The 17,949-nt window shown below is 71.6% G+C and carries 16 protein-coding genes and 1 tRNA gene; 1 reads left to right on the plus strand and 16 read right to left on the minus strand.

Going from position 1 to position 17,949, the window contains the following annotated elements; all coding sequences use genetic code 11:
* Window positions 1–70: 70 nt before the first annotated feature.
* The 14 genes from hpnH to ACGF4C_RS16070 form a co-directional block, all read right to left on the minus strand.
* Window positions 71–1,096, minus strand: coding sequence for an adenosyl-hopene transferase HpnH (gene hpnH, locus ACGF4C_RS16005; protein WP_030417106.1), 1,026 nt, complete (start codon window positions 1,094–1,096; stop codon window positions 71–73).
* 5 nt (window positions 1,097–1,101) lie between these two features.
* Entirely contained in the window at window positions 1,102–1,770 is a 669-nt protein-coding gene (locus ACGF4C_RS16010) for a 1-hydroxy-2-methyl-2-butenyl 4-diphosphate reductase (protein ID WP_393566695.1), read from the minus strand.
* A complete protein-coding gene (shc, locus tag ACGF4C_RS16015; RefSeq protein WP_393566697.1) occupies window positions 1,770–3,797 on the minus strand; it encodes a squalene--hopene cyclase in 2,028 nt (675 codons plus the stop codon). The genes ACGF4C_RS16010 and shc overlap by 1 nt, the downstream gene beginning before the upstream one ends.
* A gap of 168 nt (window positions 3,798–3,965) precedes the next feature.
* Window positions 3,966–5,030: a polyprenyl synthetase family protein gene (locus tag ACGF4C_RS16020; RefSeq protein ID WP_201804744.1), complete on the minus strand. Its 1,065-nt coding sequence runs from the start codon at window positions 5,028–5,030 to the stop codon at window positions 3,966–3,968.
* 53 nt (window positions 5,031–5,083) lie between these two features.
* Window positions 5,084–6,490 carry a hydroxysqualene dehydroxylase HpnE gene (hpnE, locus tag ACGF4C_RS16025; RefSeq protein WP_393566699.1) on the minus strand — a complete coding sequence of 469 codons (1,407 nt, stop codon included), beginning with the start codon at window positions 6,488–6,490 and terminating at the stop codon, window positions 5,084–5,086.
* A 100-nt stretch (window positions 6,491–6,590) separates the two neighbouring features.
* The gene (hpnD, locus tag ACGF4C_RS16030; RefSeq protein ID WP_393566701.1) at window positions 6,591–7,544 is read right to left on the minus strand and encodes a presqualene diphosphate synthase HpnD; all 954 of its coding nucleotides are present in this window, start codon (window positions 7,542–7,544) and stop codon (window positions 6,591–6,593) included.
* Window positions 7,541–8,407 (minus strand): squalene synthase HpnC, encoded by an 867-nt coding sequence (hpnC, locus tag ACGF4C_RS16035; RefSeq protein ID WP_393566703.1) that lies wholly within the window; start codon window positions 8,405–8,407, stop codon window positions 7,541–7,543. The genes hpnD and hpnC overlap by 4 nt, the downstream gene beginning before the upstream one ends.
* A gap of 450 nt (window positions 8,408–8,857) precedes the next feature.
* Window positions 8,858–9,661 (minus strand): ABC transporter ATP-binding protein, encoded by an 804-nt coding sequence (locus ACGF4C_RS16040; protein ID WP_201804759.1) that lies wholly within the window; start codon window positions 9,659–9,661, stop codon window positions 8,858–8,860.
* Window positions 9,654–10,583 carry an ABC transporter permease gene (locus ACGF4C_RS16045; protein ID WP_030416858.1) on the minus strand — a complete coding sequence of 310 codons (930 nt, stop codon included), beginning with the start codon at window positions 10,581–10,583 and terminating at the stop codon, window positions 9,654–9,656. The genes ACGF4C_RS16040 and ACGF4C_RS16045 overlap by 8 nt, the downstream gene beginning before the upstream one ends.
* A gap of 78 nt (window positions 10,584–10,661) precedes the next feature.
* Window positions 10,662–11,534, minus strand: a complete 873-nt coding sequence (locus ACGF4C_RS16050; protein ID WP_393566937.1) for a glycosyltransferase family 2 protein — start codon at window positions 11,532–11,534, stop codon at window positions 10,662–10,664.
* A gap of 14 nt (window positions 11,535–11,548) precedes the next feature.
* On the minus strand, window positions 11,549–12,328 hold the full coding sequence (locus ACGF4C_RS16055) for a CDP-alcohol phosphatidyltransferase family protein (RefSeq protein WP_393566705.1): 780 nt from the start codon (window positions 12,326–12,328) through the stop codon (window positions 11,549–11,551).
* Complete coding sequence (locus ACGF4C_RS16060; RefSeq protein WP_030416855.1) at window positions 12,306–13,367, minus strand: iron-containing alcohol dehydrogenase family protein; 1,062 nt, start codon at window positions 13,365–13,367, stop codon at window positions 12,306–12,308. The genes ACGF4C_RS16055 and ACGF4C_RS16060 overlap by 23 nt, the downstream gene beginning before the upstream one ends.
* Window positions 13,355–14,092, minus strand: a complete 738-nt coding sequence (locus ACGF4C_RS16065) for a sugar phosphate nucleotidyltransferase (RefSeq protein WP_393566708.1) — start codon at window positions 14,090–14,092, stop codon at window positions 13,355–13,357. Before ACGF4C_RS16065 ends, ACGF4C_RS16060 begins: the two co-directional genes overlap by 13 nt.
* Window positions 14,089–15,894: a DUF5941 domain-containing protein gene (locus ACGF4C_RS16070; protein ID WP_393566938.1), complete on the minus strand. Its 1,806-nt coding sequence runs from the start codon at window positions 15,892–15,894 to the stop codon at window positions 14,089–14,091. The genes ACGF4C_RS16065 and ACGF4C_RS16070 overlap by 4 nt, the downstream gene beginning before the upstream one ends.
* Before the next feature lie 559 nt (window positions 15,895–16,453).
* Here ACGF4C_RS16070 and idi point away from each other — a divergent pair.
* Window positions 16,454–17,065 (plus strand): isopentenyl-diphosphate Delta-isomerase, encoded by a 612-nt coding sequence (gene idi, locus ACGF4C_RS16075; RefSeq protein ID WP_201804768.1) that lies wholly within the window; start codon window positions 16,454–16,456, stop codon window positions 17,063–17,065.
* On the opposite strand, the gene ACGF4C_RS16080 is transcribed toward idi, so the two are convergent.
* Together ACGF4C_RS16080 and ACGF4C_RS16085 are read right to left on the minus strand one after the other, a co-directional pair.
* Window positions 17,040–17,531: an ATP-binding protein gene (locus tag ACGF4C_RS16080; protein ID WP_201804770.1), complete on the minus strand. Its 492-nt coding sequence runs from the start codon at window positions 17,529–17,531 to the stop codon at window positions 17,040–17,042. The two genes, idi and ACGF4C_RS16080, sit on opposite strands and share 26 nt — an antisense overlap.
* Window positions 17,532–17,789: 258 nt before the next feature.
* Window positions 17,790–17,863 (minus strand) — tRNA-Met (locus ACGF4C_RS16085).
* Between the last annotated feature and the right edge of the window lie 86 nt (window positions 17,864–17,949).

Here is a 17,949-nt window from a genome sequence, read left to right on the forward strand (position 1 = left end):
GTCCCCCTCGGGTCGTTCGGCGGCCGTGGCGGGGGGAGCCCGCCGCGGCGGGCTCCCCCGGACACGACGGTCAGCCGCGGTTTCCGGCGACGGTCTCCTTGGCCGCCCGGAGGGATTCCTTGAGGGAGCCCATGGTGGCGAGGACGGCGGTGGGTTCGTAGCCGCAGTGCGCCATGCAGTTGGCGCAGCGCGGGTCCTTGCCGCGGCCGTATTTGTCCCAGTCCGTCTCTTCGATGAGTTCCCGGTACGTCGGCACGTATCCATCGCTCATCAGGTAGCAGGGGCGCTGCCAGCCGAACAGCGAGTAGTTGGGGATCGCCCAGGCCGTGCACGGGAAGTCCGCCTTGCCCTCCAGGAAGTCCAGGAAGAGCGGGCTGTGGTTGAGCCGCCAGCGGCGCCGGTTGCCGCCGGCGAACGCCTTGCGGAACAGTTCCCGGGTCTGCTCGACGCCGAGGAAGTGTTCCTGGTCGGGGGCCTTCTCGTAGGCGTAGGCGGGCGACAGCATCATCTCGTCGACCTGGAGGTCGTCGTTGAGGAAGTTGAGGACCTCGATGACGGTCTGCGGGGTGTCGGTGTTGAAGAAGGTGGAGTTGGTGGTGACCCGGAATCCGCGCCGCTTGGCTTCCTTGATCGCCGCGACCGCCTCGTCGAACACGCCTTCCTTGGCGACGGATTCGTCGTGCCGTTCGCGCATTCCGTCGATGTGCACCGCGAACGCGAAATAGGGCGAGGGCGTGAACTCGTCCATCTTCTTGCGCAGCAACATGGCGTTGGTGCACAGGAACACATATTTCCGCTTGGCCACCAACTGCCGCACGATCTCGTCGATCTGCGGGTGCATCAGGGGTTCTCCGCCGGCGATGGAGACCATCGGGGCGCCGGACTCCAGCACCGCGCCGACCGCCTGGGCCACCGGCATCCGCTGCTTGAGCACCCCGGCCGGATGCTGGATCTTTCCGCAGCCCTCACACTTCAGATTGCATGCGAAGAGCGGTTCCAGCTCGACGATGAGGGGGAACTTCTCGCGCCGCCGGATCATCTTCTGTTCAAAAAGATAGGTCCCGACCCGGATGGACTGACGGAGTGGCATGGCCATCTGGCTCACCTCCTGGGGAGCAGCAAAGAACGGTGCCATTCATAGAAAACAGGAAGCACACTGCGCAGCACGCGGAAGGCCGATATTCCCCCGCGCACCGTGCCGATGCGGACGAGTTCATGTTCTGGAGCGTCCACGACCACCCGGACGGCCGCAACCGGACGGGCGCCGGCCCGCCGTGCCGTGCGGAGCGTGGCGGCGGACTCCATGTCCACCGCGATCGCGCCGGAGGCGTGCAGCTCGGCCCGTTCCGCGCCGCGTACGACGTGGTCGGAGCCGCGCAGCAGCCCGCGGTGCACGGTCAGGCCGCGCTGCCGCAGGGCGCCGACCAGCGGCCCGTTGTCGCGGCAGGGCACGTCCGGCAGGCCCGGGCGGTGGTCCCGGGTGGCCTCGGCGACGACCACGTCCCCGGGGCGCATACCGGGCGCGAGGCCGGCGCAGAAGCCGCTGGCGACGACGGGCGAACGGGCGGTGCCGGCGCCGTCACGCAGCGCATCGGCGAGGGCGCGTTCGGCCGCCTGGGGGCCCATGCCGGTGCGCAGCACGACCAGCCCGGGCCGGCTCTCGCCCGGCGCCACCGCCCGGTCTCCCCCGCGCAGCGCGAACCGTTCGATGCCGAGCGCACAGGCGACCAGCAGCGGGGGGTCCGCGCGCGCGGGGGACCGTCTCGGCATCAGGCCCCCACCGGTGCTCCGGCCGGGCCGCCGTTGACGTAGCGGCCCAGGGCGGTCAGTGGGAAAACCTGGCGGTAGAGGTGGTAGTTGATGGAGAAGTCCCAGGGGAAGCCGGTACCGGTGAAGTACGGCTCGTCCCAGGAACCGTCCTCGCGCTGGGTCGCGGCCAGATACCGCACCCCGCGCCGCACCGCCTCACCGTCCCGTTCACCGGCCGCGAGCAGCGCCATCAGCGCCCAGGCGGTCTGCGAGGCGGTCGAGGCGCCGCGCCCGGCCCAGGCGTCCTTCTCCGCGTACGACCGCTGGTCCTCGCCCCAGCCGCCGTCGTCGTTCTGCACCCGCTCCAGCCAGCCGACGGCGCGGCGCACGGCCGGGTGGGAGGCGGGGATGCCGGCCGCGGCGAGCGCGGGCAGCACCGAGCCGGTGCCGTAGACGTAGTTGGTGCCCCAGCGTCCGAACCAGGCGCCGCTGGGCTCCTGTTCGGCGAGCAGCCAGGCGATGCCGCGGCGGGTGCGCGGGTCGTGGGTGCGGCCGACCTCGGCGAGCATCTCCACGACGTGGGCGGTGACGTCGGCCGACGGCGGGTCGATGACCTCGCCGAAGTCGCAGAACGGCAAGCGGTTGGGGAACGGGCTGGTGTTGTCGACGTCGAAGGCGGCCCAGCCGCCGTCCCGGGACTGCATCCCGAAGTTCCAGCGCACCGCGCGGTCCACCGCGGCGGCCACCCGCTGCGGGTCGGGGTGCTTGACCCGGCGCAGGGCGAGCACCACCTCGGCGGTGTCGTCGATGTCCGGGTAGTTGTCGTTATGGAACTCGAACGCCCAGCCACCGGACGGGAGTTGGGGACGCTTGACGCTCCAGTCGCCGGGCCGGTCGATCTGCTCGGCGAGCATCCAGTCGGCGGCCTTGACCAGCTGCGGGTGGTCGGCGGGCAGTCCGGCGTCGGCGAGCGCGATGGTGGCGAGGCAGGTGTCCCAGACCGGGGACTGGCAGGCCTCGATCATCCGCGAACCGTCCTCGCGCCGGACCGCGAACCGGTCGAGGGAGGCCAGTCCCTCGCGCAGCACGGGGTGGTCGAGGTCGTAGCCGAGGAGGTGCAGGGCGATGATGGAGTACACGGCGGGCGGCTGGATGCCGCCCCAGCAGCCGTCGTTCTCCTGCCGTTCGACGATCCAGCGGGCCGCCGAGCGCATCGCGGTGCGGCGCAGCGTGCGCAGCGCGACCTTGTGGTAGGCCCGCAGCGCCTTGTCGAGGCGCTGGAAGACGCCGTCCCAGCTCATGGCCGGGGCGAGCGGGCGCGGCGGCGCGGGGCGGCGCGGATCGGTGTGCAGCTCGTCGAGGGCGAACGGCGCCGGGCGGACCGGGCGTTTGGCGGAGACGATGGTCAGCGGCACGATGGTCTGCCGCGCCCAGCACCCGAAGTCGTAGATGTTGAGCGGGAACCACTTCGGGAAGAAGATGAGTTCCGGTGGGAGCTGGGGCAGGTCGTCCCACTTCCACCAGCCGAAGAGGGCCAGCCAGATGCGGGTGAAGACCCGGGAGGCGGCGATCCCGCCCTGCTCGCGGATCCAGGCGGACGCGGCGGCCATGTGCGGGGCGTCGGTCGCGTCCCCGGCGAGCCGCAGGGCGACGTAGGCCTCGATGGTGGTGGAGAGTTCACCGGGCCCGCCGTGGAAGGTGGCCCAGGTGCCGTCGGTGCGCTGCTCGCCGCGGATGTGGCGGGCGGCGGCCTCGGTGGTCCGGGGGTCCGAGATGCCCAGGAACTGACGGAGCAGCAGGTCCTCGGCGTCCATCGTGACGTTGGTCTCGAGGTCGCCCTTCCACCATCCGGCCGGGTCCTGGACGGAGAGCAGATATTCGGTGGCCCGGGCGGTCGCGCGGCGGGCGGCCTCGGCCGTGTCCTCGGCGACGGCGGTGGCGGTGGCGGTCCTGCCGGCCGGTGCGGTGGTTTTCTCAGCGGTGGCATCGCTGGCCGAAGGGGCCCGGGGCGGCAGCGCCCCGGTGCTTCCGTCGGTCGTCGCTGTCATGGCTTCCCCTTCTGCAGTGAACTGTCAAAGCGTGCTCAGGGATTCCGTCGGCCGGCGCCCGTCCCCCACTGCCCTAAAGGCGTGGGTGGGGGCACCTCCCAGCGGTAGCTGGGGGAGTACCCCCAGGCACCGGCCGGCGACTGCGATCTATTCGTTGTCGATAGGGAGTCATCTTTCTCGTACGACGACGAAGTCCGCGAGGGCGACGAGCTGGGCCCGGACCTTCTCCGGCATGTCGATCTCGTCGAGCGCGGCGATGGCGGTGGCGTGCTGGCGGCGGGCCTCCTGGGAGGTCCACTCGCGGCCGCCGGCCTCCTCGATGAGGGCCGCCCGGGAGGCGAACTCCTCCTCGGTGAAGTCGGCGATCTCGGTCTCGCTCTTCTTGGCGTCGGCGGCCAGGATCCGGGCCAGCTGCTCGGAGGCCGGGCCGCCGGCGGCCAGCGCGGCGACGACCGGCAGCGACTTCTTCCGCTGCCGCAGGTCGCTCCAGGTCTGCTTGCCGGTGGCGTCCGGATCGCCCCAGATGCCCAGCAGGTCGTCGACGGCCTGGAAGGCCAGGCCGAGGTGGTAGCCGTACTTCTCCAGGGTGTCGGCGGTGCGGTCGTCGGCGCCGCCCAGGACCGCGCCGATGGAGACCGCGCAGGCCAGCAGCGCGCCGGTCTTGTTGCCCTCCATCTCCAGGCACTCTTCGACGGTGACCCGCTCGCGGTGCTCGTAGGAGATGTCCTGGGCCTGGCCGTCGATCAGCTTGCGGGTGGCCAGGGTCAGCCGGCGGGTGGCACGGCCGGCGTCGACGGTACCGAGCTCCAGCAGTATTTCGTTGGCGAGGGCGAACAGGGCGTCGCCGACGAGGATGGCCTGGGCCGGGCCGTGCACCTTCCAGACCGTGTCGCGGTGCCGGCGCTGTTCGTCGCCGTCCATCAGGTCGTCGTGCAGCAGCGAGAAGTTGTGCACCAGCTCGACGGCGACCGCGCCGGGGATGCCGACCTCGGGGGCCCGGCCGGCGACCTCGGCGGACAGCAGGGCGAGCGCGGGCCGGACGGCCTTGCCGCTGTCGCCCGATGCGGGGTTGCCGGTGGCGTCGATCCAGCCGAAGTGGTAGGCGGCGACGGTGTCCATGGGAGGGGCGAGCCGGCCCACGGCAGCACGCAGCACGGGAGTGGCGAGTGTCCGTCCGCGCTCCAGCAGCGCGGTGACGCTCTCGGTGTCGATAGCTGGGGAAGCCGGATTCACGGTTTCTCCTCTGTTTCCGATGCTCGTGCTCGTGCGAGCGCTGGTACTCGTAGTCATGCCGCCTCCTGAGGCAACTGGCCCTGGGGGAAGCCGAGTTCGTTGAGTGCCTCGCGAGCGGCGGCGGTGCCGCTGCGCACAGCGCTCTCCATGGTCGCGGGCCACCCGGTGGCGGTCCACGCGCCGGCCAGCAACAGGCCGGGGGCTTGGGTGCGGGCGGCGGGGCGGAGCCTGCCGACGCCCGGGGCGGGCGCGAAGGTCGCGGTGCGCTCGCGGGTGACGAAGAAGTCGATGATCCGGGCGCCCCGGGCGGCCGGCAGCAGCCGTTCCAGCTCGGGGAGGTAGCGGGCGCGGAGTTTGGCGACCGGCTGGTCGATCTCCTCCTGCGCGGCGGACTGCGACACGGCCAGGTACTGGCAGCGTTCGTTGCCCGGCGTCCGGGTCAGTCCGGAGGCGTCGGTGCGGTCGAAGACCCACTGGACGGGCGAACCGACCGCGGCGAAGAAGGGGCGGCGCAGGACCTTGCGGTCGTAGACGACGTGGAGGTTGAGGATCGGGGCGGTGCCGATGTCCAGCAGCCGGTCCCGGTCGGCCAGCGCCCCGGCGGGCAGCAGGGCGTGCGTCTCGCGCTGCGGTACGGCGAGGACGACGGTGTCCGCGGTGAGCCGCTCGCCGCCGTGCGGGCCGTTCTCCACCGCGACCTGCCAGCGGCCGTCGGTACGGTCGACGGACGCGGCGCGGGTGCGCAGCGCGATCCGCACCCCGGCCTTCTCCAGTGCCGTACCGGCGAGGGCGTCGTGCACGTCGCCGAGGGGGACCCGGGACCAGCCGATGTCGGCGGCGCCGGGTGCGGACAGCAGCCCGGTCTTGAAGACCTTGGCGGCCAGGCCCATCGAGGCGTCGCCGGCCCGGGCGTTGAGGGTGGCGATGCCGACCAGGTCCCACAGCGCCTCGACGGCCCGGGACGACTGGCCGTGGCGGCGCAGCCAGCTGCCGAAGTCGACGCCGTCCAGGACCGGGTCGGCCGGGTCGAGGCCCTTGAGCGCGAGGGTGGCGCGCACCACGCCGGCCCGCTCGGCCGGGGACAGGTGCGGATAGCCCGCGAGGCTGGCGGCGAGGTGCAGCGGGACGGGCAGGGCGGTGCGGCGCAGCCGGCCGAGCCGCATCCGGTCGGCGTCCAGGACGGGCACGTCCATCCGGTCCTGCAGGGGCACCAGATGGGCCGCGCCGAGCCGGTCCAGCATCTGCCCGTACGCGGTGCAGCAGCGCAGGTAGACGTGCTGGCCGTTGTCGACGCTCAGCTCACCGGCGGCCGAGTCGCGGCGGAAGGAGAAGACCAGTCCGCCGAGGCGGGGGCGGCCCTCGACGAGGGTGACCCGCAGCCCGGCGTCGGCCAGCGCGAGGGCGGCGGTGGTGCCCGCCAGCCCGCCGCCGACGACCACCGCGGTGGCTGTGGATGTCATGTGTGCTCCCCCCGTACGTGGGTCATGGACGCAGTCGCCCGGGGGAGGGTTGCCCGCGGTGCTGACGCGGGGTCACCGCTGTCGTGCGTGGCCCGGCCGGTCATCCGCGCCTCCGTACGGCCTGCCGGCGGCCGATCGCCCGCGCGTCGAGCCCGGACAGTCCGCGCACCGCGACGAACGCCTTCTCCCAGCCGGGCAGCGAGACCCGGCCGCGCAGCACCGCCTCGGGTTCGGCGGCGATCCGGGTGAGCAGGCGGTGGTAGATGCCGGCCATCGCGGCCACGCAGGCGCCGCTGCGCCGGTCGAGCATCGGCAGCAGCCGGAAGCCCTCGGCGAACAGCGCGCGGGCGCGTTGCACCTCGTGGTGGACCAGGCCGGCGAAGTCGGAGCCGGGCGGCGGGACGGGGTGGGCGAACCCGGCCGAGCAGCCGAACTTGGCGAGGTCCTCGGCGGGGAGATAGGTCCGGCCGTTGCCGGCGTCCTCGCGAACGTCCCGGAGGATGTTGGTCAGTTGGAGGGCCAGACCGAGGGTGTCGGCGTACTCGGCAGCGCGCTCGGTGTCCTGTGCGCCGGGCACGGTGCCGAACACGCCGAGCGAGAGCCGGCCGATGCCGCCGGCGACACAGCGGCAGTAGACCTTCAGCTCGTCCCAGGTCTCGTAGGTCTCGCCGCGCACGTCGGCCAGCACGCCGTCGATCAGCTCGTCGAGCGCGTCGAGCGGGATGGGGAAGCGGCGGGCGGCGTCGGCGAGGGCGACGGCCACCGGGTCGGTGTCGTCCTCATCGAGCCGGCCGTCCTTGATACGGGCCAGCAGCGCCCGGGTGTCCTCCAGGCGCTGCTGCTTGGCGGCGGTCTCCAGATTGCCGTCGCCGATGTCGTCGACCCGGCGGGAGAAGGCGTAGAGCGCCGACATCGCATGGCGCTTGTCGGTCGGCAGCAGCCGGATGCCGTAGGCGAAGTTGCGTGCCTGCTGCCCGGTGATGGCTTCGCAGTAGCGGTATGCAGCGAGCACCGGCGCGGACGCGTGTGCGGTTGCCTCCACGGTCCGACTCACCCCTCTCTTCGCAATGTCGCCCCCACCTCGCGCAGCATGCTGAGCTTGGTCGGTTTGGGCGGTCCAGGGAGTACGTCGTGTTCGGCGGCCGCGACCGCCTGGAGTGCGGCACGTCCGCCGGCGACGAAACCGGCCAGCAGCAGCTTGAGCCTGCCGTGGACGCTACCCACCAGCGCGGTGCCTTCATCCAGCAGGTCACGGGCGCGTTCCGCCTCGTAGGCGATCAGTGCGCGCACCGATGCGCCCCCGCTCGGCGCGGCCAGATCGGCCTCCGACACGCCGAAGCGTTTCAGGTCCTCGGCGGGGAGGTAGATGCGGTCGCGCCCGAGGTCCTCGGCCACGTCCTGGATGTGCTCGACGATTTGCAGGGCGGTGCAGACGGCGTCCGAGCGGCGGATGCGCTCGGGGCTGGCGGTGCCGGTGATGCCGAGGACGAGCCGGCCGACGGGGTTGGCGGACAGCTCGCAGTAGGCGACCAGGTCGTCGTAGGTGGCGTAGCGGCTCACCCGCTGGTCCTGGCGGTTGGCCTCGATCAGGCCGAGGAACGGTTCGGGGGTCAGCTCGCAGCGGCGGACGGTCGGGCCGAGGCGGCGCATCAGCGGGTGCTTGGGGCCGGGCGCGCGGTCGCTGAAGACGCGCTCCAGGTCCGCCGCCAGGGCGTCGAGCAGCGCGGGCCGGTCGTCGAACTGCGCCCGGTCGAGTCCGAGGAGTACGGCATCGGCGCCGCCGGGCGCGAGGTCGCCGTCACCGATGTCGTCGACGAGCCGGGCGAAGCCGTAGACGGCCATCAGGTCGGCCCGCCAGGCGCGGGGCAGGAAGAACGGCGCGACCGGGAAGTTCTCGTGTGCGGCCTGATCGAGCACGGTGCGCGTGTGGTCCCGCCGGTCACCCGCCGCCACCCTTCGGAGGAAGGCGCGACGCGCCCGCTCGTTGTCTCGGCTCACCGGGGGCTGCCCGGCGCATTTCGGTGCCGGAGCGAACCAGTAGCCATTGCCGTCACGTCTCCCGTTCTACACCGCCAAGCTAAAACATCCTATTTCGGACACGCCGCGGCCGACGACGCGCCCCGATCGAGCCCTCATCGCCCTCATGGGTGAGTATTGCCCGACTTGTGCCACTTGTGCTGTTCGGCACCCGTACAGCTTACGCCGTACATCTCCCTTGCGTCCGAGTGGGTACCGAAGCCCGGGGCAACGATCCGGTCAACATCCTTTCCGGACGAACTGTTCCCGTTGTCCGCGGAGTTGACCATTTCTTCACCGGCGAAGGCCCCCGCGGAGCGGACCGCGGGGGCCTTCCAGGTGTCCGGAGGACTACTTGCCGGTCTCCTTCTCGTAGGCCTTGATGACCTCGTCGGTGGGGCCGTCCATCAGCAGTTCGCCGCGTTCCAGCCACAGCACCCGGTCGCAGGTGTCGCGGATGGACTTGTTGTTGTGGCTGACCAGGAAGACCGTGCCGGCTTCCTTGCGCAGCTCGCGGATCCGGGCCTCGGAGCGCTTCTGGAAGGCCCGGTCGCCGGTGGCCAGGGCCTCGTCGATCATCAGCACGTCATGGTCCTTGGCCGCGGCGATGGAGAACCGCAGCCGCGCGGCCATGCCGGAGGAGTAGGTGCGCATCGGCAGCGAGATGAAGTCGCCCTTCTCGTTGATGCCGGAGAAGTCGACGATCCCGTCGTAGCGCTCACGGATCTGCTCGCGGCTCATGCCCATGGCCAGACCGCCGAGGACGACGTTCTTCTCGCCGGTCAGGTCGTTCATCAGGGCCGCGTTCACGCCCAGCAGGGAGGGCTGGCCGTGGGTGTAGACCTTGCCCCGCTCGGCCGGCAGCAGGCCGGCGACCGCCTTGAGCAGGGTGGACTTGCCCGAGCCGTTGGAGCCGATCAGGCCGATGGACTCGCCGCGGTAGGCGGTGAAGGAGACACCCTTGACCGCGTGCACCTCGCGCACACCGGTGGAGGGCTTGCGGCGGACGATGCGGTTCAGCGCCGCGGTGGCACTGCCCTTGCCGGCACCCGTGCCGTAGACGCGGTAGACGATGTGCAGATCGTCCGCGATCACCGTCGGGATCCGCTCCTGGGCGGCCGCCGTGGGCTGCACGCCGTTGTTCTGCTCAGCCACGTCCGTACCGCTCCTCAGCCTTCCAGAAGTACACAAAGCCCGCGACGCCCATCAGGAGCGCCCAGCCGCCGGCGAACGCCCACACGTGCGGGGGCAGCTTGTTGGCCGTGAAGCTGTCGATCAGCGCGAAGCGCATCAGGTCGATGTAGACCGCCGCCGGGTTGGCGTTGAGCAGGACCTCGACGAACTGCGGGACGTGCTTGCCCTTCAGGATCAGGTCGATGCTGAACATCACGCCGGACGCGTACATCCACGTCCGCATGATGAACGGCATCAGCTGCGCCAGGTCCGGGGTCTTGGAGCCCAGTCGCGCCATGACCATCGCCAGGCCGGTGTTGAAGACGAACTGGAGCAGCAGCGCCGGGAGCACCAGGAACCACGACCAGGTCGGCATCTGCCCGAAGCCGAGCAGGATCAGGACCAGCACACCCATGGAGAACAGCAGCTGCTGCAGCTGCATCAGGCAGAACGAGATCGGCAGGCAGGCCCGCGGGAAGTGCAGCGCCCGCACCAGACCGAGGTTGCCGGAGATCGCCCGCGTACCGGCCATCACCGAGCTCTGCGTGAAGGTGAAGATGAAGACGCCGGTCACCAGGAACGGCACGAAGTCGGGGACGCCCTTCCTCGTGCCGATCAGCAGACCGAAGATCAAGTAGTAGACGAGCGCGTTCAGCAGGGGCGTCGCCACCTGCCAGACCTGCCCCAGCTTGGCCTGGCTGTACTGCGCGGTCAGCTTGGCGCTGGCGAAGGCGGAGATGAAATGCCGCCGGTGCCACAGCTGCCGGACGTACTCGGGGAGGCTCGGACGCGCCCCGCTCTGCGCGAGCCCGTACTTCTGGGCCCGCTGAGCCGCGGTCAGCCCTTCGTCGGAAGCTGCCGGGGCACTCATGGCGACCGCACTGTCGTGCGTGGTCTCGCTCACAGTTGACACTTTCGTCCTCAAGGTGCGCTGCCGGGGCCACGCCCCGGTTCGCGCCTGATGCTCTCAGATACGAGCTTGTCAGATGACGGGAGGGCGGCCCAGTCGGGTCAGTCGCCAAACGGTAGCCCACTTCATGGGACGCCTGGGACCGCACGGGGTGGCCCAGCCCTCCTTGAAGCCGCCCAGCCAGGCCTGCAGCGCCGGTCGCGACGGGCGCCGGGCGAGGGTGAGCAGGAACCAGACACCCAGATAGACCGGAACCAGTGCGGCGGGGAGGTTGCGGCGGGCCAGCCAGACCCGGTTGCGGGCCACCATCCGGTGGTAGACCGCGTGCCGGGCCGGTGCCGTCGTCGGGTGGTACAGGACCATGTCCGACCGGTAGTCGATCATCCAGCCGGCGTTCAGCGCCCGCCAGGCCAGGTCGGTCTCCTCATGGGCGTAGAAGAAGTCGTCGGGCAGCCCGCCGACCTCCGCGAAGACCTTGGTGCGCACCGCGTTCGCGCCCCCGAGGAAGGTGGTCACCCGCGAGGACCGCATCGGGTCGGACGCGCGCAGCCGGGGGACGTGCCGGCGCTGGGTCTCGCCGGTGTCCGGGTCGGCGATCCGGAAGCTGACGATGCCGAGCTCCGGGTCCTTGGCGAACGCCTCGCGGCACAGCTCGGCGGTGTCCTCCCGCGCCAGCAGCCCGTCGTCGTCGAGGAAGAGCAGCACGTCCATCTCGCGGCCGGCCGGCCCGAACGCCTCGATGCCGACGTTCCGGCCGGCCGGGATGCCGACGTTCTCCGGGAGCTCGACGGTCCGCACGCCCTCCGGCAGCTCCGGCAGCGGCGAGCCGTTGCCGACCACGGCGACCTCGATCGGATCGCCGTCCTGCTTGGCCACCGAGTCCAGCAGCGCACGCAGCTCCTCGGGGCGGTTGCCCATGGTGATGATCACCGCACCGACGCGCATCTGGGACGCCCCCGTCACTTGAGCCTGCTGGAGGCGAGGATGGACACGAGGTGGAGCAGCGTCTGGAGGAGCGCGATGCCGGCGAGCACCGCGACGCCCAGCCGCGAGAAGAACAGGTCGCCCCGGATCTGGTCCACGACCGCGAGGGCCAGGATCAGCAGGGACGCCTCGACGCCGAGGATCAGCCGGTGGAACTTCAGCGCCGCGGCGGCCCTGCGGGCCAGCGCCATGCCGGAGGAGCGCATCTCGGAGGCGGTCTCCTTGACCTGCTCCTTGCCGCTCTGCGCGCGGGCCACGCCGACCAGGTCCGTCTCCGCCTTGATCAGGATGGCGCCGAGGGCGGCCAGCGTGCCGAGGAAGGCCCACAGCCAGTCGATCCGGCCCGGGCCCCACAGGTCGGCGGCGCGCAGGCCGAAGCCGACGAGCACGGCGGCGTCGGTGAGGTACGCGCCGACGCGGTCCATCCAGACACCGGTGAGCGAGTACTGCTTGCGCCACCGGGCGATCTCGCCGTCGACGCAGTCGAGCAGCAGGTACAGCTGCACCATCAGCACGCCGAGCACGGCGCCCCAGACCCCCGGCACCAGCAGGGCCGGGGCGGCGAGGACGCCGAAGAGGGTCATCAGGTAGGTCAGCTGGTTGGGCGTGACCCGGGTGTTCACCAGGTGCCGGTCGATGCGCAGCGAGATCTCGCGCATGTAGAGCCGGCCGGCCCAGTGCTCGCCGCTCCGCCGGTCCTTCACCCCCGGGGGGTGAACGACCGGCCGGAGCTCAGCTACCGATGGCTTGTGCATAGTCGGCGTAAGCGTCCCTGATCTGGTCGGTGGACAGGTCGAGGTGCTCCAGGATCGTGTAGCGCCCGGGGCGGGTCTTGGGTGCGTACGCGACGGCCTCGACGAATTCCTCGTCGGTGAAGCCGATCTCACCCGGCGTGACCGGCAGTCCGTGCCGGCGCAGTACCTCGACCATCAGGTCCCGGGTCTCCTTGTCCCCGCGCAGGTGCGTGGCGAAGGCGGCACCGAGGCCGCACTGCTCGCCGTGGCTCGCCGCGCGCTTGGGGTACAGGATGTCCAGGGCGTGGTTGATCTCGTGGCAGGCGCCGGACGCCGGGCGGCTGTCGCCGGCCACCGACATCGAGATGCCGGTGAGGACCAGGCCCTCGGCGAGCACCTGGAGGAAGGAGTCCTCACCGACGCCGCCGGGGTGCCGGAGCACCGCCTCGCCGGCCTGGCGCGCCATGGCGGCGGCCAGTCCGTCGATCGCCTCGCCGGTCTCGCGGTGCGAGAGCTCCCAGTCCGCGACCGCGGAGATGTTGGAGATCGCGTCGCCGATGCCGGAGCGGACGAACCGGACCGGGGCCTCCCGGATGATGTCGAGGTCGATCACCACGGCGATCGGGTTCGGCACACCGTAGGAGCCGCGGCCGGCGTCGTTGTCCAGGGTGGCGACCGGCGAGCACAGACCGTCGTGCGACAGGTTCGTCGCGACGGCCACCAGCGGCAGCCCGATCCGTGCGGCGGCGAACTTGGCGCAGTCGATGATCTTGCCGCCGCCGAGGCCCACGACCGCGTCGTAGTGCCCCTTCTTCATGGCGTCGGCGAGCTTGATCGCGTCGTCCAGGGTGCCGCCGCCGACCTCGTACCACTCGGCCCCCGGCAGCGCGGGGGACAGCCGCTCACGCAGCCGCGCCCCCGAGCCGCCGCTGATCGCGATGGCGAGCTTGCCGGACGCGGAGATGCGCTGATCGGCCAGCAGGCCCGCCAGGTCGTCCAGGGCGCCGGCGTTGATGTCGACGACGACCGGGGACGGAATGAGGCGGGTCAGTACTGGCATGCGATGTCACGGCCCTTCGCCAGGTCGTCGTGGTTGTCGATCTCGACCCACTTGACGTCGCCGATCGGTGCCACGTCCACCTTGAAGCCGCGGTTGACCAGCTCCTGGTAGCCGTCCTCGTAGTAGAGGTCGGGGTCCCGCTCGAAGGTGGTCTTCAGGGCGTCGGCCAGCTCGGCGGCGGCGGAGCCCTCGATGAGGGTGACACCGATGTACTCACCGGTCGCCTCGGCCGGGTCCATCAGCTTGGTGATCTTCTGGACGCCCTTCTCGGGGTCCACGACGACCTTCATCTCCTCGTCGGCGAGCTGCTTGACGGTGTCCAGCGCGAGGATGATCTTCTGGCCGTTGCCGCGGGCGGCGAGCAGGGTCTGCTCGACGGAGACCGGGTGCACGGTGTCGCCGTTGGCGAGGATCACGTCGTGCTGGAGGGCGTCACGGCCGCACCACAGGGAGTAGGCGTTGTTCCACTCCTCGGCCTTGTCGTTGTCGATCAGGGTGAGCTTGAGGCCGTACTTCTGCTCCAGGGCCTCCTTGCGCTCGTACACGGCCTCCTTGCGGTAGCCGACGATGATCGCGACCTCGGTCAGGCCGATCTCGGCGAAGTTGCCGAGGGTCAGGTCGAGGATGGTGGTGTCCCCGTCGACCGGCACCAGAGCCTTCGGCAGGGTGTCGGTGTAGGGGCGCAGACGCCGTCCGGCGCCGGCAGCCAGCACGAGGCCGATCATGCGGGTTCTCCTTCATCGTGTACGGCGGGTGCTCCGGAAGAGACCCAGAAGCGGATGCTCTCGATGAGCACCAGCAGCGCAAGGACCACGGCCAGGGCCGTGAGCGCGATTGTGAAACCTTCAGGGGACAGCGCGGCTGCCAGGACGGTCACTACGAGGACGCGTCCCTCGTGGCCGCCGGTTGCCCGGACCAGCCACCGCGGCGGGGCCCCGGTGCCACCGCGGATGCGGTAGACGGTGTCGTAGTGATGGTAGGCGACGGCCGCGACCAGCCCGAATGCCGCGGGGAGCGCTCCGGGCACGTCCGCGCGGGCGGCCAGAACGAGGATCGTGACGTACTCGCCGGCCCGGAAGAAAGGCGGGACGAGCCAGTCGAGGGCGCCCTTGAGCGGCCGGGACACCGCCGCACCGGCCAGCAGCGCGGAGCAGACGGCGACGCCCACGGTGAGCCAGGACGCCGGGTCCTTCTCGAAGATCACCCAGACCAGCAGCACCGCGGCCGAGAGAAATGCCATAGCCGGGGCGAGGAAGGAACCGGTGCGGCCGCGGCCGCGCGCACCGCGGGCGATCAGCTCGGCGAGCGGCCCGGAGTCGGCGAGGTCGGCCAGCGCCCGGGCGGCGCGGTCGGTGCGCCGGGCCCGCCGGGTCAGGGAGCGCAGCACCCGGCCGGCCGTGGTGTAGCAGGCGGCCAGCGCACAGCCGATGAGCAGGGCGTAGAAGACGATGCGCGGGGTGGTCAGCGCCGTGAGGACGGCGATCATGGCCCAGCGTTCGCCGATCGGCAGCACGATCATGCGGCGGACCCAGACCGTCCAGCCGACGCTGTCGAGCTTGTCGGAGAGCGCCGCGGTCGGGCTGGTGTTGCCGGTCGCGTCGTGGTTGGCCTCGTTGAAGGCGAAGTCGACGACGTGCCGGCAGGTCTGCAGGACCATCGCGCCGAGCGCCAGGGCCCATACGTCGTCCCCGCCGCGGGCGGCACCAAGCGCCAGCCCAGCGTAATAGGCGTACTCCTTGGCCCGGTCGAAGGTGGCGTCCAGCCAGGCGCCCAGCGTCGAGTACTGCAGCGAGTAGCGGGCGAGCTGCCCGTCGGTGCAGTCCAGGACGAAGGAGAGGAGCAGCAGGACCCCCGCGGCGACGAAGCCGGCGCGGGTGCCGGTGGCCGCGCCGCCGGCCGCTATCAGTGCGGTGAGCAGGGACGCGGTGGTGACCTGGTTGGGGGTGAGGCCGCGGCGCGCGCACCAGCGGGCGAGGTAGCGGGAGTACGGGCTGATGCAGAAGGTCGTGAAGAAGCCGTCGCGGGACTTCACCGCGGTGCGCAGCCGTACCGCCTCGTCGTCGACGGCCGCGACCGCCTCGCGGGCCTCCTCGCGCTGGGCGGGGGTGAGCGCGACGGTGGCGACCAGGCTGCCGAGCTCGACACGGTGCAGACCGATGTCGTCACGGTCCAGGGAGTCCGTGAGCGTCTCGGTGAGGACGTCCGTGAGGTGGGCGGTGCCGGCGCCGACCGGGATCCGGCCGGCCGCGCGGGCCAGCGCCGGGCGGGCCGCGGCCTGGGCGGTGAGCGCGCCCGGCACGGCGGCGGCCGGGAAGCGGGGGTCGGTCAGCGCGAGCCGCAGGGCGTGCAGGTGGCCGACGAAGCGGGGGTCGACGAGGGCGACCCGCTCCTGTGCGGGCACCTCGGCGAGCAGCGCGGCGGCGGAGGCGGCGTCGTCCGCCGTACGGACGTCGAAGCCCAGCGTCCGCAGGTCGGCTTCGAGCGGCGACCCGGCGACCGGCGGACCGGTGAGGATGGCGGTCGACAGACGAACTCACTCCTTGGAGGCTGACAAGGCAGCGCCGGTCGATCCGCATTCGATACGGACTACCCGGGCAGCGGGCGTGGCACACCGGGCGCCCGGAGGGCCGGATGGCACGTCGGCAGAGGCTATCGGATCGCCGGATGCGGCCGTTCACCGCGCATTCACCGCACGATCGAGTGACCGACGGCTGCGCCTGCCGCGATCATCATGGTGGATGGGGTGGCGCATGAACAACTGGCCGGTGATCGGGGCCGCCGTTCCGGTGCCGGTTATGAGCGGGCTGGTCACGGGGCGGGCGGGTTGTGCCGCGAGGCGTGTGGCGAGGGCCATGCCGGCCTGCGGGGAGCGCCCGCGGCCGGTGCGGTGGCCGCTGCGGGGGCCGGGGGACGCTTCGCGCGGTGCCTCGGGGCGGCCGTCCGATGTGGTCCCTCTCACGGTGGATGCCAGGTGGGCGCACTCCCGGCCGGACGCGCGGGAGGTGTGGCGCCGCGCACCCGCTCTGCCGGTGATGCGGACCCGGCTAGGGCAGACTTGACGTCGAAGACCGACGACAAGGATGGGCATGCCGATCACACCTGCCAACGGACAGACCGCCGAGGACACGGCGGTGCGCACGCCGGGCGGCGCCGCCGAACCGATCATGCTGGAGCTGGTCGACGAGGACGGTACGACGATCGGCACCGCGGAGAAGCTCGCGGCGCACCAGCCTCCGGGGCAGCTGCACCGGGCGTTCTCGGTCTTCCTCTTCGACGAGAAGGGCCGGCTGCTGCTCCAGCGCCGGGCGCTGGGGAAGTACCACTCCCCCGGTGTGTGGTCCAACACCTGCTGCGGTCACCCGTATCCCGGTGAGGCGCCGTTCGCTGCGGCGGCCCGCCGGACCGCGGAGGAGCTGGGTGTGGCGCCCGCGCTGCTGGCCGAGGCGGGCACGGTGCGCTACAACCATCCCGATCCGTCCTCCGGGCTCGTGGAGCAGGAGTACAACCACCTGTTCGTGGGCCTGGTGCGGGCCGAGCCGGCACCGGACCCGGAGGAGATCGGCGAGATCGCGTTCGTGACGCCGGCGGAGCTGGCCGAGCGGCATGCCGAGGCGCCGTTCTCCGCGTGGTTCATGACCGTGCTGGACGCGGCGCGTCCGGCGGTGCGGGAGCTCACCGGGCGGTCGGCGGGCTGGTAGCCAGTGGGGTGAGCGGCAGTTCGGCCCAGATGGCCTTGCCGCCGCCGGCCGTGTGCTCGACATCGCATTTGCCGCCCACCTGGGCCGTGACGGTCTTGACCAGCCACAGCCCGCGCCCCCCGACGTCGCCCTCGTCCGCCTCCAGTGCCTTGGGGCGGTAGGGGTGGTCGTCCTCGACCGCGACCCGCAGCCAGTTGGCGCCGATGGTGACCTGGACGGCGATCTGCGGGGAGAGCAGGGCGGCGTGCCGGACGGCGTTGGTGACCAGTTCGGAGACGATGAGCAGCAGGCCGTCCATGATGTCGGCGGCGACCGGCACGTGCTGTTCGGCGAGCAGGTCCCGGACCGCATGGCGCGCCTGCGGCACCGAGGACTCCAGTGCCGGTGCGGTGAAGCGCCAGACACCTTCGTACGCGAGCGGGGAGGTCAGCTCGTCGGGGGGTTCTGCGGGGGGTCCGGAAGGCATCCTCACAGGAAGAGTGTTGAGAATGCGCTGGTCCGGACCGGCCCGCTGAACACAAGTCAGCGCCTATCGACGGCTTTTGGCGGATTCCGAGAGTTTCCCGCGGGCTGCGGACCGGCCCTGTTCTCTTTGTGCCGGGTTCGTGGATTCCACGGGAACGGCACCCCTACGATCCCGCCATCGGGCTCGCCCTGCCCGGGCGGCGGGGGCGGACAGCACGGCAGGCCCGGTGCCGGAGCACCGGGCCTGCCGTGTGTGCAGTAGCGGGGACAGGATTTGAACCTGCGACCTCTGGGTTATGAGCCCAGCGAGCTACCGAGCTGCTCCACCCCGCGTCGGTTTCCCCCACCTTACGGGTCGCCCGCCGCAGATCCAAATCGATAAACCGACCGGCCGCGGGCGGGCGCCCCGCCTCGGTCCC

It is taken from the genome of Streptomyces sp. NPDC048197, assembly GCF_043202395.1.
Lineage (GTDB): Bacteria > Actinomycetota > Actinomycetes > Streptomycetales > Streptomycetaceae > Streptomyces > Streptomyces siderophoricus.

Coding starts and splice junctions, on each gene's coding strand:
- hpnH (WP_030417106.1), bottom strand. CDS start 1,096: ATGGCCATGCCACTCCGTCAGTCCATCCGGGTCGGGACCTATCTTTTT.
- ACGF4C_RS16010 (WP_393566695.1), bottom strand. CDS start 1,770: ATGCCGAGACGGTCCCCCGCGCGCGCGGACCCCCCGCTGCTGGTCGCC.
- shc (WP_393566697.1), bottom strand. CDS start 3,797: ATGACAGCGACGACCGACGGAAGCACCGGGGCGCTGCCGCCCCGGGCC.
- hpnE (WP_393566699.1), bottom strand. CDS start 6,490: ATGACATCCACAGCCACCGCGGTGGTCGTCGGCGGCGGGCTGGCGGGC.
- ACGF4C_RS16050 (WP_393566937.1), bottom strand. CDS start 11,534: ATGCGCGTCGGTGCGGTGATCATCACCATGGGCAACCGCCCCGAGGAG.
- ACGF4C_RS16055 (WP_393566705.1), bottom strand. CDS start 12,328: ATGCACAAGCCATCGGTAGCTGAGCTCCGGCCGGTCGTTCACCCCCCG.
- ACGF4C_RS16060 (WP_030416855.1), bottom strand. CDS start 13,367: ATGCCAGTACTGACCCGCCTCATTCCGTCCCCGGTCGTCGTCGACATC.
- ACGF4C_RS16065 (WP_393566708.1), bottom strand. CDS start 14,092: ATGATCGGCCTCGTGCTGGCTGCCGGCGCCGGACGGCGTCTGCGCCCC.
- idi (WP_201804768.1), top strand. CDS start 16,454: ATGCCGATCACACCTGCCAACGGACAGACCGCCGAGGACACGGCGGTG.
- ACGF4C_RS16080 (WP_201804770.1), bottom strand. CDS start 17,531: ATGCCTTCCGGACCCCCCGCAGAACCCCCCGACGAGCTGACCTCCCCG.